The 16124-nt window shown below is 42.6% G+C and carries 16 protein-coding genes; all 16 read left to right on the top strand.

Going from position 1 to position 16124, the window contains the following annotated elements; all coding sequences use genetic code 11:
- The 16 genes from yqeH (at position 1) to pknB (ending at position 16050) form a co-directional block, all read left to right on the top strand.
- Positions 1 to 1107: a ribosome biogenesis GTPase YqeH gene (gene yqeH / locus ADM33_RS04890; protein ID WP_049503424.1), complete on the top strand. Its 1107-nt coding sequence runs from the start codon at positions 1 to 3 to the stop codon at positions 1105 to 1107.
- A 213-nt stretch (positions 1108 to 1320) separates the two neighbouring features.
- Positions 1321 to 1632 carry a ribosome assembly RNA-binding protein YhbY gene (yhbY, locus tag ADM33_RS04885; protein WP_000060171.1) on the top strand — a complete coding sequence of 104 codons (312 nt, stop codon included), beginning with the start codon at positions 1321 to 1323 and terminating at the stop codon, positions 1630 to 1632.
- Between the two features lie 50 nt (positions 1633 to 1682).
- A complete protein-coding gene (locus ADM33_RS04880) occupies positions 1683 to 2312 on the top strand; it encodes a nicotinate-nucleotide adenylyltransferase (RefSeq protein WP_049503423.1) in 630 nt (209 codons plus the stop codon).
- The gene (gene yqeK / locus ADM33_RS04875) at positions 2312 to 2905 is read left to right on the top strand and encodes a bis(5'-nucleosyl)-tetraphosphatase (symmetrical) YqeK (RefSeq protein WP_049503421.1); all 594 of its coding nucleotides are present in this window, start codon (positions 2312 to 2314) and stop codon (positions 2903 to 2905) included. Before ADM33_RS04880 ends, yqeK begins: the two co-directional genes overlap by 1 nt.
- Positions 2906 to 3406, top strand: a complete 501-nt coding sequence (locus ADM33_RS04870; protein ID WP_049503420.1) for a cysteine hydrolase family protein — start codon at positions 2906 to 2908, stop codon at positions 3404 to 3406. It begins immediately after the preceding gene.
- 11 nt (positions 3407 to 3417) lie between these two features.
- Positions 3418 to 3771 (top strand): ribosome silencing factor, encoded by a 354-nt coding sequence (rsfS, locus tag ADM33_RS04865; protein WP_049503418.1) that lies wholly within the window; start codon positions 3418 to 3420, stop codon positions 3769 to 3771.
- 109 nt (positions 3772 to 3880) lie between these two features.
- The gene (locus tag ADM33_RS04860) at positions 3881 to 4621 is read left to right on the top strand and encodes a methyltransferase domain-containing protein (protein ID WP_049503498.1); all 741 of its coding nucleotides are present in this window, start codon (positions 3881 to 3883) and stop codon (positions 4619 to 4621) included.
- 9 nt (positions 4622 to 4630) lie between these two features.
- Positions 4631 to 5728, top strand: a complete 1098-nt coding sequence (locus ADM33_RS04855; RefSeq protein ID WP_049503417.1) for a nucleotidyltransferase — start codon at positions 4631 to 4633, stop codon at positions 5726 to 5728.
- A gap of 217 nt (positions 5729 to 5945) precedes the next feature.
- Positions 5946 to 7559, top strand: coding sequence for a ribonuclease Y (locus ADM33_RS04850; RefSeq protein ID WP_049503416.1), 1614 nt, complete (start codon positions 5946 to 5948; stop codon positions 7557 to 7559).
- Between the two features lie 136 nt (positions 7560 to 7695).
- Complete coding sequence (gmk, locus tag ADM33_RS04845) at positions 7696 to 8322, top strand: guanylate kinase (protein ID WP_000775049.1); 627 nt, start codon at positions 7696 to 7698, stop codon at positions 8320 to 8322.
- 24 nt (positions 8323 to 8346) lie between these two features.
- The gene (gene rpoZ, locus ADM33_RS04840) at positions 8347 to 8661 is read left to right on the top strand and encodes a DNA-directed RNA polymerase subunit omega (protein ID WP_006146546.1); all 315 of its coding nucleotides are present in this window, start codon (positions 8347 to 8349) and stop codon (positions 8659 to 8661) included.
- An 84-nt stretch (positions 8662 to 8745) separates the two neighbouring features.
- Entirely contained in the window at positions 8746 to 11142 is a 2397-nt protein-coding gene (locus ADM33_RS04835; protein ID WP_049503415.1) for a primosomal protein N', read from the top strand.
- A gap of 12 nt (positions 11143 to 11154) precedes the next feature.
- A complete protein-coding gene (fmt, locus tag ADM33_RS04830) occupies positions 11155 to 12090 on the top strand; it encodes a methionyl-tRNA formyltransferase (RefSeq protein WP_049503414.1) in 936 nt (311 codons plus the stop codon).
- Complete coding sequence (gene rsmB / locus ADM33_RS04825) at positions 12083 to 13396, top strand: 16S rRNA (cytosine(967)-C(5))-methyltransferase RsmB (RefSeq protein ID WP_049503496.1); 1314 nt, start codon at positions 12083 to 12085, stop codon at positions 13394 to 13396. The genes fmt and rsmB overlap by 8 nt, the downstream gene beginning before the upstream one ends.
- Before the next feature lie 15 nt (positions 13397 to 13411).
- Positions 13412 to 14152, top strand: a complete 741-nt coding sequence (locus tag ADM33_RS04820; RefSeq protein WP_049503413.1) for a Stp1/IreP family PP2C-type Ser/Thr phosphatase — start codon at positions 13412 to 13414, stop codon at positions 14150 to 14152.
- Positions 14149 to 16050, top strand: a complete 1902-nt coding sequence (gene pknB / locus ADM33_RS04815) for a Stk1 family PASTA domain-containing Ser/Thr kinase (protein ID WP_049503412.1) — start codon at positions 14149 to 14151, stop codon at positions 16048 to 16050. Before ADM33_RS04820 ends, pknB begins: the two co-directional genes overlap by 4 nt.
- Positions 16051 to 16124: the final 74 nt, after the last annotated feature.

Here is a 16124-nt window from a genome sequence, read left to right as displayed (position 1 = left end):
ATGGAAGAAATTCTCTGTATTGGTTGTGGAGCAACCATTCAGACGGAAGATAAGACTGGTTTAGGTTTTACACCTCAGTCAGCACTTGAAAAAGGTTTGGAAACTGGAGAAGTTTATTGCCAGCGTTGTTTCCGTCTTCGTCATTATAATGAAATCACAGATGTGCAGTTGACGGATGATGATTTCCTAAAACTCTTGCACGAGGTTGGAGATAGCGATGCCTTGGTGGTCAATGTGATTGATATCTTTGATTTCAATGGCTCTGTTATCCCAGGTTTGCCACGCTTTGTGTCAGGTAATGATGTGCTTTTGGTTGGAAATAAAAAAGACATCCTACCTAAGTCAGTGAAACCTGGTAAGATTAGCCAGTGGCTGATGGAGCGTGCTCACGAAGAAGGATTGCGTCCTGTTGATGTCGTCTTGACTTCAGCACAAAACAAGCATGCCATTAAGGAAGTCATTGACAAGATCGAGCACTACCGTAAGGGACGTGATGTCTATGTTGTTGGGGTGACCAATGTCGGGAAATCAACCCTTATCAACGCCATTATCCAAGAAATTACAGGTGACCAGAACGTCATCACAACTTCACGCTTCCCAGGAACAACCTTGGATAAGATTGAAATTCCACTCGATGATGGTTCTTATATCTACGATACGCCGGGGATTATCCACCGTCACCAGATGGCTCACTACTTGACTGCTAAAAACCTCAAGTATGTCAGTCCTAAAAAGGAAATCAAGCCAAAAACCTATCAGCTAAACCCTGAACAAACCCTATTTTTAGGTGGATTGGGACGCTTTGACTTTATTGCAGGAGAAAAGCAAGGTTTTACAGCCTTCTTTGACAATGAACTCAAGCTTCATCGTACCAAGCTAGAGGGAGCTAGTGCCTTTTACGACAAGCACCTAGGAATCCTTCTTGCACCACCAAATAGCAAGGAAAAAGAAGATTTTCCAAAACTAGTCCAACATGTATTTACCATCAAGGAGAAGACAGACCTAGTCATCTCAGGTCTAGGTTGGATCCGTGTAACAGGAACTGCCAAAGTCGCCGTCTGGGCCCCAGAAGGCGTCGCAGTCGTCACACGAAAAGCAATTATTTAAACACAGAAAGGAAAGGGTTGTCTTTATAAAGGCGAGCATTGCGAGCCCATAGAAGATACTTTTCGTCGTGGTGTTAGTTGGTACAAGTGATTGTACCAACTGCGGAAAATTTGAGACCTTAGGCTCAAATTTTAGTCATGAAAGTCCGAAGGACTTTGCTGATGTCCGTCACCACCTCAGAAAAGTATAAAAAAAAACTCTTTTAAATGAATTATGTCATTAACATCGAAACAACGTGCCTTCCTCAACAGCCAGGCACACACCCTCAAACCCATTATCCAAATCGGGAAAAATGGACTCAACGACCAAATCAAAACCAGTGTTCGTCAGGCACTTGATGCCCGTGAATTGATCAAGGTTACACTCTTGCAAAATACAGATGAAAATATCCACGAAGTAGCTGAAATCTTAGAAGAAGAAATCGGTGTGGATACAGTCCAAAAAATCGGCCGTATCTTGATTTTGTATAAGCAATCAAGCAAGAAAGAAAATCGTAAGATTTCTAAAAAAGTTAAAGAAATCTAAAAATATACTCCAAAAAACTGTTTTTACAGAAGACTAAAGGAGATTAGCCTATGGCAATCGAATTATTAACTCCCTTTACAAAAGTGGAGTTAGAGCCAGAAATCAAGGATAAAAAACGTAAGCAAGTTGGAATCTTGGGTGGAAATTTTAACCCTGTTCACAATGCCCACCTGATCGTGGCAGACCAAGTACGCCAGCAGTTGGGATTGGATCAGGTTCTGCTCATGCCTGAATACCAACCACCTCACGTAGACAAAAAGGAAACCATCCCTGAGCACCACCGTCTCAAAATGCTTGAATTGGCGATTGATGGAGTCGACGATCTAGCTATTGAAACCATTGAGCTAGAGCGCAAGGGCATTTCCTACACCTACGACACCATGAAGCTTCTAACAGAGAAGAATCCAGATACAGATTATTATTTCATTATCGGAGCCGACATGGTGGACTATCTGCCTAAGTGGTACCGAATTGATGAGCTGGTAGACCTAGTTCAGTTTGTAGGAGTTCAGCGACCACGATACAAGGCTGGGACTTCTTATCCAGTCATCTGGGTGGATGTGCCGCTCATGGATATTTCATCCAGTATGGTACGTGATTTCATCGCCCAAGGTCGCACACCTAACTTTCTCTTGCCAAAACCAGTGCTAGACTATATTGAGAAAGAAGGGCTTTACTGATGGCATACCAAGACTATATCAACTGTTCGCGTGAAGAATTGTTGGAAAAAATGGCAGAGCTCCTACCTGAAAAACGTCTAACCCATTGTCTGGGTGTAGAGCGTGCAGCCATAGAATTGGCTCAGCGCTTTGGTGTGGATGTTGAAAAAGCAGGTCTAGCAGGGCTACTTCATGATTATGCTAAAAAGCTATCAGATCAAGAGTTTCTAGACTTGATTGATCGATATCAACTAGATCCAGACCTTAAAAACTGGGGCAATAATGTCTGGCATGGCATGGTCGGTATCTACAAGATTCAGGAAGATTTAGATTTGAAAGATCCTGAAATTTTGCGTGCAATAGAAATCCATACAGTTGGAGCTGGTCAGATGACGGACCTTGATAAGGTTATCTACGTCGCAGACTACATCGAGCATAATCGTGCCTTTCCAGGGGTGGACCAGGCACGTGAGATTGCAAGTTTGTCACTAAATAAGGCGGTGGCCTATGAGACAGCTCGCACTGTGGAGCATTTAGCTCACCATGGATTTCCCATCTATCCCCAAACCCTTGAAACCTATAACGCCTATGTGCACTATTTAAAAGAGGATTAAATGAAGACGGCTTTTATCATTATTGATGTACAAAATATTTTAGTGGAAACGGGGTTTCAGACAAAAGGTCTATTGGAAAAAATTTCTTATTTACAAAACCAAGCTAGAAGTAAGAATATCGAAATTATCTATGTTCAACATATTGAGAACCCTGAAGCCCAAACATCAGAAGATTGGCAGTTATCTGCGCTTTTAAATCGAAAACCTGATGAAAAGGTCTTTCAGAAGAAGTATAATAGTATTTTCAAAGAAACTGGCTTAAAAGAATACTTGGATAAACAGGGGATTGAAAAATTAGTTTTATGTGGTATGCAGACAGAATATTGTGTGGATACCTCTGTCAAGGTTGCTTTTGAATATGGCTATAAGCTTATTATTCCAGAAGGAACTTGCACAACGTTTGATGGGGATGACATTCCAGCAGAAACGATAAATGAATTTTATGAGGGCATTTGGGAGGGGCGCTTTGCAGATGTCCTAGATTGTAAAAATATTTTTTGAAAGAGGATTAAATGAACGAAAAAGAATTACTAGAACTAGTCGTGAAAGCGGCAGATGAGAAACGTGCCGAGGATATCCTCGCACTTGATGTACAAGATTTGACTAGCGTGACAGACTACTTTGTTATCACTAGCTCAATGAACAGCCGTCAGTTGGATGCTATCGCTGACAATATCCGTGAAAAAGTAGCTGAAGCTGGCTTTAAAGGTAGCCATGTTGAAGGCGATGCAGCTGGAGGTTGGGTCCTATTAGACCTCGGTGGTGTCGTAGTGCATATCTTCTCAGAAGAAATGCGTGCCCACTATAACCTCGAAAAACTATGGCATGAGGCAAATTCTGTAGACATTTCAGAAGCCTTAGCATAGAAGATGAACTCAGTTGTAATCAACTGGGTTTTATTTGCTTATTTTAGAAAAATTGATTGAAAGGTAAAGGGCTAGTGGTGTTTACCATGGGGCTCTTGGTATCATGGTTATGGCAACTTATGAAACTTTTGCGGCGGTCTATGATGCGGTCATGGATGATAGTTTATACGACAAATGGACGGATTTTTCGCTACGCCATTTGCCTAAAACCAAGGACAGAAAGAAACTATTGGAGCTTGCTTGCGGGACAGGGATCCAGTCTGTGCGCTTTTCTCAAGCTGGTTTTGATGTGACTGGACTTGATTTGAGTGCGGAAATGTTGAAGATTGCCGAAAAGAGAGCGGCTTCAGCCAAGCAAAAGATTGCTTTCATTGAAGGCAATATGCTGGATTTATCCAAGGCTGGTCAATACGACTTTGTCACTTGTTATTCGGACTCTATCTGTTATATGCAGGATGAAGTGGAAGTAGGGGATGTCTTTAAAGAAGTCTATAATGCTCTCAATGAGGACGGGATCTTTATCTTTGATGTGCATTCGACTTACCAGACAGATGAGGTCTTCCCAGGCTATTCCTACCATGAAAACGCCGAAGACTTTGCCATGCTTTGGGATACCTATGAGGACGATGCTCCTCACTCCATCGTGCATGAACTGACCTTCTTTGTCAAGGAGGCAGATGGTTCCTTTAGCCGTCATGATGAGGTACATGAGGAACGGACTTACGAGGTCTTGACCTATGATATCTTGCTGGAACAGGCTGGTTTCAAATCCTTCAAACTCTTTGCGGACTTTGAAGACAAGGAGCCAATAGAAACCAGTACCCGTTGGTTTTTCGTCGCTCAGAAGTAGGAGATTTCCATGACCATCACAGGTATTATCGCAGAGTTCAATCCTTTTCATAACGGGCATAAATACCTTCTGGATCAGGCTGAGGGACTGAAAATCGTTGCCATGTCTGGGAATTTCATGCAGCGTGGGGAGCCTGCTATCGTGGATAAGTGGACACGGGCTCAGATGGCGCTGGAAAATGGGGCGGACTTAGTGGTAGAATTGCCCTTTTTAGTCAGTGTCCAAGCAGCAGATTTTTTCGGTCAGGGGGCTGTGGATATCTTGGTTCGCTTGGGCATTGATAGCCTAGCTTTTGGGACAGAGGAAGTTCTGGATTATCAGAAAATTGCAGACCTATACTCAGAACGTGGTCAAGAGATGGAGCAATTTGTGGGCAATCTACCTGATTCCCTCTCCTATCCTCAGAAAACGCAAGCTATGTGGAAGGAATTTGCAGGTCTTGATTTTTCAGGCAATACGCCCAATCATGTCCTTGCTCTGGCCTATGCCAAGGCAGTTGCAGGACGAGATATCAAACTTCATCCAATCAAGCGTCAGGGAGCAGGATATCATTCTGTGGACAAGGATGTGGACTTTGCATCTGCAACAGCTCTCCGTCAGCACCAAAGTGACCAAAAATTCTTAGAACGCTTTATGCCTTCTGTTGAACTCTTTGAAAAGACTAGTAAGGTAAACTGGGAAGATTATTTTTCTTTGCTTCGCTATCAAATCTTGTCAAATCCAGAACTAACTACTATCTATCAGGTTAATCAAGAGATGGCTGTGCGCATTAAGGAAGCCATCAAAACAGCCCAATCTGTAGAGGAATTGGTTGAGTTAGTGGCTACCAAACGGTACACCAAAGCGCGTGTCAGACGCCTCTTGACCTATATCCTGGTACAGGCCAGAGAAAGTGACTTGCCAGAAGCCATCCATGTCCTTGGCTTTACCGAAAAAGGCAGGCAGCATCTTAAATCTCTGAAAGGACAGGTCAATCTAGTCAGCCGAATTGGCAAAGAACCTTGGGATGCTATGACTCAAAAGGCAGACCAAATTTATCAACTGGGACATCCAAGTATCGCAGAACAAAATTTTGGTCGAGTGCCAATTAAAATCGAATCAAACTAAGTCTACTGAGAAGTAGGCTTTTTAACTTATTTTTTTCTAAAAAAATCTTTAAAAATTTAATTAGGGAGAATAGCCTATTTTATTAGGGAAAATAAGGATTTTAATCGCCGAAATAAGCAAAACAACTTCAAATTAAGGTTTGTTAAAAATGATTTTTTATGGTAGAATGTATAAGAATGCATATCATTCGGATAAACAAATAAATTGAGGTAAAAACATGGAAATTATGGCGATTGTTATCGTTGTTTTTGCCGTCATCATTGGTTTAGTCATTGGATATGTCAGCATCTCAGTCAAGATGAAATCATCACAAGAGGCTGCAGAGCTGATGCTTCTAAATGCTGAACAAGAAGCAACTAATTTACGAGGACAAGCTGAGCGCGAAGCGGATTTATTACTCAATGAAGCTAAGAGCGAAAGCAAGTCTCTTAAAAAAGAAGCACTATTGGAGGCCAAAGAAGAAGCCAGAAAATACCGTGAAGAAGTGGACGCTGAATTTAAATCAGAACGTCAAGAACTCAAGCAAATCGAAAGTCGTTTGACCGAACGTGCTAGCAGTCTTGATCGTAAAGATGACAATTTGACGAACAAAGAAAAAACACTTGAACAAAAAGAACAAAGTATTTCTGATAGAGCAAAAAACCTTGATGTACGTGAAGAGCAACTAGAAGAAATTGAGAAACAAAAGCAAGCTGAACTAGAGCGTGTCGGAAGTCTGACTCAGTCAGAAGCAAAAGACATTATCTTGGCCCAGACAGAGGAAAACTTGACTAAGGAAATTGCTAGTCGCATTCGTGAGGCTGAGCAAGAAGTCAAGGAACGTTCAGATAAGCTGGCTAAGGATATCTTGGCTCAAGCCATGCAGAGAATTGCTGGTGAGTATGTGGCTGAGTCTACCAACTCTACGGTTCATCTGCCTGATGATACCATGAAAGGTCGCATCATTGGTCGTGAAGGGCGTAACATCCGTACTTTTGAAAGTTTGACAGGGGTTGATGTCATCATTGATGATACGCCAGAAGTGGTAACCTTGTCAGGTTTTGATCCTATCCGTCGCGAGATTGCCCGTATGACGATGGAAACCTTGCTTAAGGATGGACGTATTCACCCAGCTCGTATCGAAGAGTTGGTTGAGAAAAATCGTCAAGAGATTGACAATAAGATTCGTGAATATGGTGAAGCCGCAGCCTATGAAATTGGTGCACCAAACCTTCACCCAGACTTGATGAAGATCATGGGACGCTTGCAGTTCCGTACTTCATACGGACAAAATGTCTTGCGTCATTCGATTGAAGTTGCTAAGTTGGCTGGTATCATGGCCAGCGAACTTGGTGAAAATGCTACCCTTGCTCGTCGTGCGGGATTCCTCCACGATATTGGTAAAGCCATTGACCGTGAAGTAGAAGGTAGCCACGTTGAGATTGGTACCGAGTTAGCTCGCAAGTACAAGGAACACCCAGTTGTGGTGAATACTATTGCCAGTCACCACGGAGATGTAGAACCTGAAAGTGTGATCGCAGTCATCGTTGCTGCGGCGGATGCATTGAGTGCTGCCCGTCCAGGAGCTCGTAGTGAGTCACTCGAAAGCTACATCAAACGTCTCCATGATCTTGAAGAAATTGCTAATAGCTTTGAAGGTGTTCAAAATAGCTTTGCCCTTCAAGCAGGTCGCGAAATCCGTATCATGGTAAATCCAGGTCAAATCAAAGATGACAAGGTCACAATCTTGGCTCATAAAGTTCGTGAGAAAATCGAAAACAATCTCGATTATCCAGGAAATATCAAGGTAACCGTGATTCGTGAACTTCGTGCAGTTGATTATGCAAAATAAATAAGAAAGAGCAGTTGAAAAATTACTGCTTTTTTGTTACACTAGATAGAAAGATTGTAGTGTGCAGAAATGGCTTTAGACATATAATCTTACAGAAATTTTCAAGTCATTTCACAAACTATCTAAAGGAGACATAATGGCAGACCGAGGCTTACTAATCGTTTTTTCAGGTCCTTCTGGAGTTGGAAAAGGAACGGTTAGACGAGAAATTTTTGAGAGTTCTGAAAATCAATTTCAATATTCTGTATCTATGACAACGCGGGCACAACGTCCAGGTGAAGTAGATGGTGTTGATTATTTCTTCCGTACACGGGAGGAATTTGAAGAGTTGATCCGTCAAGGGCAAATGTTAGAGTATGCAGAGTATGTGGGTAACTATTATGGAACTCCTCTGACTTATGTTAATGAAACGCTTGATAAGGGAATCGATGTCTTTCTTGAAATTGAAGTGCAGGGAGCTCTCCAGGTTAAGAAAAAAGTTCCAGATGCGGTCTTTATCTTTTTAACACCACCAGATTTGGAAGAATTGCAAGACCGTCTCGTAGGCCGTGGTACAGATAGTGCAGAAGTGATTGCTCAGCGTATCGAAAAAGCCAAGGAAGAAATTGCTTTGATGCGTGAGTATGACTACGCTATTGTAAATGACCATGTTCCTCTGGCGGCCGAGCGTGTTAAACGTGTGATTGAAGCAGAACATTTCCGTGTAGATCGTGTGATTGGTCACTATCAGGATATGCTACCAAAGTCTCCGACTATTCGATAAAATTTAGAAAACAGGTACAAACAAATGATGCTTAAACCCTCTATTGATACCTTACTTGACAAGGTACCATCAAAATATTCACTCGTCATCTTGGAAGCAAAGCGTGCTCATGAATTAGAAGCTGGAGCACCTGCTACTCAAGAATTTAAATCTGAAAAATCTACTCTTCGTGCCCTGGAAGAAATTGAATCTGGGAATGTAACCATCCACCCAGATCCAGAAGGAAAACGCGAAGCTGTTCGTCGTCGTATCGAAGAAGAAAGACGATTGAAAGAAGAAGAAGAAAAGAAAATTAAAGAGCAAATCGCGAAAGAAAAAGAAGAAGGTGAAAAAATTTAAGGTTGGGGGGACTCAATCTTATTTTTTCTATTGCAAGAATACTCAATCAATTAAAAGGATTTAAGAAGAGAAGGAGGTGAGGATATGGCTATTGCAAAAATCATTGTGGATGTTCCCTTGATGCAGACAGATCAGCCCTATAGCTACAAAATTCCTGAGGAATTTGAGGGGATGCTGGAAGTCGGCATGCGGGTTCATGTACCCTTTGGGAAGGCCAATCGCTTGATTCAGGGAATTGTTCTTGGAATGGAGTCTCAATCTGATGCAGATGTGGCAGACGAGGACTTGAAAGAGATTGCTGAGGTGCTGGACTTTTCTCCTGTCTTAACGGAGGAACAACTCTGGCTAGCAGAGGAGTTACGTAAATCAGTCTTCTCCTACAAAATTTCCATTCTAAAAGCTATGCTCCCTGGATTTTTGAACTCTAGCTATGATAAGATCCTCTATCCTCTGGAAGGCTTAAGTCAAGAAGATAGAGAACGCTTATTCGGTTCACAGGAATCTCTAGCATTTTCATCTCTAGACTTAGAAAAGCAGGCTGAGATGATGCGATTGACTCGAAAAGGTCTTTTAAAACTAGAGTATCAGGCTGTGGATCAGAAGAAAGTTAAGACGCAGTCTTGGGTTGAAGTGAATCTTGACAAATTAGAAAAGCTAGAAATCTCAAATCGTGCCAAGAAGAAATTGGAACTGCGAGAATACTTATTAGTACATCCTGAAACAGTTCCTTTGGCTGATTTGTTAGAACATTACTCACGCGAACAAGTTAATTTCTTTGTGGAACATGGTGCTATCACCATAGTGCAAAAAGAAGTGCAACGTTCAGCGGCTTATTTTGAAGGTATTGAATCTAGCCAATCTTTAGAGTTAAATCCAGAACAAAAAGAAGCCTGTGAGGCGGTTGTTGGAGCGATTGGGAAGAAACACCCTCCCTTTCTTTTACAAGGAATCACTGGAAGTGGGAAAACAGAGGTTTACTTGCAGATTATCCAAGGGGCCTTGGATATGGAAAAAACAGCGATTGTTCTAGTTCCAGAAATCTCTCTGACACCTCAAATGACGGAACGCTTTATTGCTCGTTTTGGCGATAAAGTAGCCATTCTCCACTCGGGTTTGTCCAATGGTGAAAAGTATGATGAATGGCGCAAGGTGGAGCGTGGAGATGCCCAGGTAGTCGCTGGAGCTCGGTCTGCCATTTTTGCCCCTTTGAAAAATCTAGGGGTAATCATTATCGATGAGGAGCACGAGGCCAGCTACAAGCAAGACAGTAATCCTCGTTATCATGCTAGAGATGTGGCTCTTTTACGAGCTCAGTACAATCAAGCTGCCCTAGTCCTTGGTTCTGCAACACCGAGTTTAGAAAGTCGTGCGCGTGCTGGCAAGGGGGTTTATCAACATCTCCGCCTGACGCAAAGGGCCAATCCTTTAGCAAGTATTCCTGAAGTTCAACTGATTGACTTCCGTGATTATATCGGGCAGAATGAGGCGTCGAACTTTACACCACCACTGATTGAGACCATTCAAGAACGACTGGATAAAAAAGAACAGGTTGTTCTCATGCTCAACCGCCGTGGCTATTCTAGTTTTGTCATGTGTCGGGAATGTGGGACTGTTGATACCTGTCCAAACTGTGATATTTCCTTGACGCTACACATGGATACTAAAACCATGAACTGCCATTATTGTGGATTTTCTAAGGAAATTCCTCATGTCTGTCCAAACTGTCAGAGTCGCAGTATTCGTTACTATGGAACAGGAACTCAGAAGGCCTACGATGAGCTGGCTGAACTCTTTCCAGAGGCACGTATTCTGCGCATGGATGTGGATACAACTCGCAAAAAAGGTAGTCACCAAGCACTTCTTGAGCAGTTTGGCAAGGGTGAAGCGGATATTCTTCTGGGAACCCAGATGATTGCCAAGGGATTGGATTTTCCAAATGTGACCTTGGTTGGTGTTCTCAATGCGGACACAGCCTTGAACCTGCCTGATTTCCGTTCTTCTGAGAGAACCTTCCAACTCTTGACCCAGGTGGCAGGACGAGCAGGAAGGGCTGAAAAAGCTGGGCAGGTCTTGATCCAGTCTTACAATCCTCAGCACTATGCTATTCGCTTTGCCAAGAATCAGGACTATGAAGGCTTTTATGCCTATGAAATGGGTATCAGACGTCAGTTGGGTTATCCACCTTATTATTTCACAATTGGAATTACCTTGTCTCATAAGAAAGAAGAAGAGGTTCTTAGAAGAGCTTATGGAGTCATGGAAATATTGCGGTCAGGTTTGTCAGATGCTAGTATCATCCTTGGCCCAACGCCAAAACCTATCGCTCGTACCCACAACCTCTATCATTACCAGATTTTAATTAAATACCGTTTAGAAGATGAGCTAGGGCCAACCCTCAACCAGGTCTTAGCCTTGACTCAAGAACGGGAAAATAGTGAGCTCCGTCTCAGCATTGACCATGAGCCACAGCAATTTTTATAAGAAGGAGAAGATATGACAAAATTAATCTTTATGGGGACACCCGACTTTTCAGCAACAGTCTTAAAAGGGCTTTTGACAGATGACCGCTACGAGATTGTTGCAGTTGTAACCCAGCCAGACCGTGCTGTTGGTCGTAAAAAAGTGATCCAAGAACCCCCAGTCAAGCAGGCTGCCAAAGAGGCAGGACTTCCTATCTATCAACCTGAAAAACTATCTGAAAGTCCAGAGATGGAAGCTATTATGAAGCTAGGAGCGGATGGGATTGTTACTGCTGCTTTTGGGCAGTTTCTCCCAAGTAAACTCCTTGATAGCATGGACTTTGCGGTCAATGTTCACGCTTCGCTCCTTCCTAAACACCGTGGTGGTGCTCCTATCCATTATGCCTTGATTCAGGGTGATGAGGAGGCAGGAGTAACCATTATGGAAATGGTCAAGGAAATGGATGCAGGAGATATGATTTCTCGTCGTAGTATTCCAATTACAGATGAGGACAATGTAGGAACCTTGTTTGAGAAATTGGCGATTGTTGGTCGTGATTTGCTTTTGGATACTTTGCCTGCATACATTGCTGGCGAGATTCAGCCTCAACCACAGGACCCAAGCCAGGTTACATTTTCGCCTAATATCAAACCTGAAGAAGAAAAGTTGGACTGGAACAAGACCAATCGTCAACTCTTTAACCAAATTCGTGGGATGAATCCATGGCCAGTTGCTCATACTTTTCTAAAGGGCGAACGCTTCAAAATCTATGAAGCACTCCCTGTAGAAGGTCATGGAACTCCAGGTGAGATTCTTTCCATCGGTAAGAAGGAACTGATTGTCGCAACAGCAGAAGGAGCCCTGTCTTTCAAACAGGTTCAACCAGCAGGAAAACCTAAAATGGACATTGCTTCCTTCCTCAACGGTGTGGGACGAACTTTGGCAGTAGGAGAACGATTTGGTGACTAAAGTAGAAACGGCTAGAAGTTTAGCCCTAGAGGTATTGGAGGATGTCTTTATCCAACAAGCTTACTCCAATATCGCTTTAAACAAACATCTTAAGGGAAGTCAACTGTCAGCGGCAGATAAAGGCTTGGTGACCGAACTGGTCTATGGAACGGTAGCCCGTAAACTAACTTTAGAATGGTATTTATCTCATTTTATCCCAGACAGAGAGAAGCTAGATAGTTGGCTCTATGTTCTTCTTCTCATGAGTACTTACCAACTCCAATATCTAGATAAGGTTCCAGATCATGCAGTGGTCAATGAAGCGGTGGAACTGGCTAAACTTCGCAAAAAAGGTAGCGAAAAACTGATCAATGCAGTCCTTCGCCGTATCCTGCGAGAAGGTTTGCCAGATATTTCCAGTATCAAACGTAAAAATAAGCGTGATTCTATCGCCTACTCTTTGCCAGTGTGGTTGGTTTCTAAGCTCAAGGAAGAGTATGGAGAAGAGCGAGCGCAAGCGATTTTTGAGAGTCTTTTGCAACGCAATAAAGCCAGTATCCGTGTGACAGATTTGAGCCGAAAAGAGGAAATTAAAGCTTTGCTTGGTGCAAGTGATTCTCATTTATCTCCTGCTGGTCTGGTTAAGGAACAGGGGCATTTTGCTAGTCATGACTTGTTTTCAGAAGGACTTATTACTATCCAAGATGAGTCAAGTCAACTGGTTGTACCGACACTAGAGCTACAAGGTGACGAGCAGGTTTTAGATGCCTGTGCAGCCCCAGGTGGGAAAACAGCCCATATGGCATCCTATCTGACTACAGGTCAGGTAACGGCTCTAGATCTCTATGACCACAAACTCACTTTGATTCAAGAGAATGCTCAGCGTTTAGGTGTAGCGGACCGTGTCCAAACGCAAAAACTGGACGCTCGAAAAGTGCATGAATTTTTTGGCAATGATCAATTTGACAAAATTTTAGTTGACGCCCCTTGTTCAGGGATTGGTCTATTGCGTCGAAAACCAGATATCAAATATAATAAAGAGACAGCAGATTTCGCGTCATTACAGGAAATTCAGTTGGAAATATTAGGTAGTGTTTGTCAAACGCTACGTAAAGGTGGTATAATAACGTATAGTACCTGTACTATTGTCTCGGAAGAGAACTTTCAAGTGGTTCAAGCATTTTTAGAAAGTCATCCCGAGTTTGAGCAGGTTAAACTAGAACATGAATGTAAGGATATCGTGAAAAATGGTTGTATCCTCATTACTCCGGAATTATACGGAAGTGATGGATTCTTTATCAGCCAATTTCGTAAGATATCCAATTAGGAAGGAACTGACACAATGGAGATTTCATTATTAACAGATGTGGGTCAGAAACGTACAAATAATCAAGACTATGTCAATCTTTTTGTCAACCGTGCCGGTCGTACAATGATCATCTTGGCTGATGGGATGGGAGGACACCGTGCAGGTAATATTGCCAGCGAGATGGCAGTAACTGATTTAGGTGTTGCCTGGGTTGATACGCAGATTGACACCGTTAATGAAGTTCGCGAATGGTTTGCCCACCATCTAGAAGTTGAAAATCAAAAGATTTATCAAATGGGGCGTGATGAAGCCTACAAGGGAATGGGGACAACTCTAGAAGCCCTTGCAATCATTGATCATCAAGCAATTTATGCTCATATTGGAGATTCTAGAATCGGTCTCATTCGAGGAGAAGAGTACCGTCAACTGACAAGCGATCATTCCTTGGTTAACGAATTGCTCAAGGCGGGTCAATTGACACCTGAAGAAGCTGAGGCACATCCACAAAAGAATATCATCACCCAGTCTATTGGGCAAAAAGATGAAATTCAACCTGATTTTGGAATTGTCAGCTTGGAAGCAGGTGACTATCTGGTCATGAATAGTGACGGTCTAACCAATATGATTTCAGGTAGTGAGATCTATGATATTGTGACTAGCGATATCTCTCTTGATGATAAGGCGGCCACTTTGGTACGCTTTGCCAACAATGCCGGAGGGCTTGATAATATTACAGTTGCCCTTGTTTCGATTGAGGAGGAGGCGGCACTATGATCCAGATCGGCAAGATTTTTGCCGGGCGGTATCGGATTATCAAACAAATTGGCCGTGGAGGTATGGCAGATGTCTACCTGGCCAAGGATTTGATTTTAGACGGGGAAGAGGTAGCTGTAAAGGTCCTGAGGACTAACTACCAGACTGACCCGATTGCTGTTGCGCGTTTTCAGCGTGAAGCGCGTGCAATGGCTGACTTAGATCATCCCCATATCGTTCGGATAACGGATATTGGCGAAGAGGACGGTCAACAGTACCTGGCTATGGAATATGTAGCTGGGCTCGATCTCAAGCGCTATATCAAAGAACACTATCCCCTATCAAATGAAGAAGCTGTCCGTATCATGGGTCAGATTCTCTTAGCGATGCGCTTGGCGCACACTAAAGGTATTGTCCATCGTGACTTAAAGCCTCAAAATATTCTTTTAACTCCTGATGGAACGGCCAAGGTGACGGATTTTGGGATTGCCGTAGCCTTTGCAGAGACCAGTTTGACTCAGACCAACTCTATGCTGGGTTCTGTTCACTACTTGTCACCTGAGCAGGCTCGTGGCTCTAAGGCAACTGTCCAGAGTGACATCTATGCCATGGGGATTATTTTCTATGAGATGCTGACAGGGCATATCCCTTATGATGGCGATAGTGCAGTAACTATAGCCCTCCAGCATTTTCAAAAACCTCTTCCTTCGGTCATAGCTGAAAACCCATCTGTTCCCCAAGCTTTGGAGAATGTGGTCATCAAAGCAACTGCTAAAAAACTTACGGATCGATACCAGTCGGTTTCAGAGATGTATGTTGATTTATCTAGCAGTCTATCTTATAACCGCAGAAACGAACCAAAACTTATTTTTGATGATGCTACTAAGGCAGACACAAAGACATTGCCAAAGGTTTCTCAGACAACCTTGACCTCTATTCCTAAGGTTCAACCACAGACAGAAAGCCATCAGCCAACTAAAGCTAGCCCAGAAGTAAGTGCTAAAAAATCTGTGGAAAAACCAGTGAAAAAACGTCGTTTTAAAGCACGTTATCTAGTTCTACTAGCAAGTTTCGTACTGGTTGCCGCTTCTCTGGTGTGGATTTTGTCTAGAACACCAGCTACTGTTGAGATTCCAAAAGTTGCAGGTCAAACTGTCGCTGAAGCTAAGGAAAACTTGAAAAAAGCGAATTTTGAGATTGGTGAGGAGAAGACCGAAGCGAGTGATACCGTAGAGGAAGGTCGGGTCATCCGAACAGATCCAGATGCTGGCTCAGCTCGCAAAGAAGGGTTTAAAGTTAATCTAATCATATCTTCAGGTCAACAATCCTTTAAGCTTGGAAATTATGTTGGTCGTAAATCTACAGATGTCATAGCAGAATTAAAAGGGAAAAAGGTTCCTGAAAATCTGATTAAGGTTGAAGAAGAAGAGTCCAGTGAATCAGAACCAGGTGTGATTTTAAAACAGAGCCTAGCAGAAGGTACGACCTATGATCTTACCAAGGCAACTTCTATTGTTTTGACTGTTGCTAAAAAGGTGACAACCGTGACCATGCCAAGTTATATTGGCTCAAGTCTTGAATTTACAAAGAATAACTTAATTCAAATTGTTGGTGTCAAGGAAGCTAATATCGAAGTCGTAGAGGTTTCGACAGCACCTGAGGGCACTGCTGAAGGAACTGTTGTCGATCAAAGTCCAAAACTAGGTGAGAAAGTTGATCTAAGTACGACACGTATAAAGATTTCTATTTATAAACCAAAAACCCCACCTTCTTCTTCTTCTTCTTCTTCTTTTTCTTCGGTTCCGTCTTCGAGCCAGCGTAACACTAACAGAGTAGATAATACAGTGCCATCACAAAGTCAATCGACTCCATCTTCGTCAACACATAATCAAACAGACGAACATAACACAGATAATTAATCAATCTTTGTCACAGTTTTTGTGACAAAGATTTTTTTTCCTTCAAATTTATGATAAAATAAAAAGGAGTTTTA

Origin of the sequence: Streptococcus oralis (assembly GCF_001075875.1) — a bacterium.
GTDB classification, from domain to species: domain Bacteria; phylum Bacillota; class Bacilli; order Lactobacillales; family Streptococcaceae; genus Streptococcus; species Streptococcus oralis_I.
Note: the sequence above shows the minus strand (reverse complement) of the source record. Positions and strands in the feature narration are given on the sequence as shown.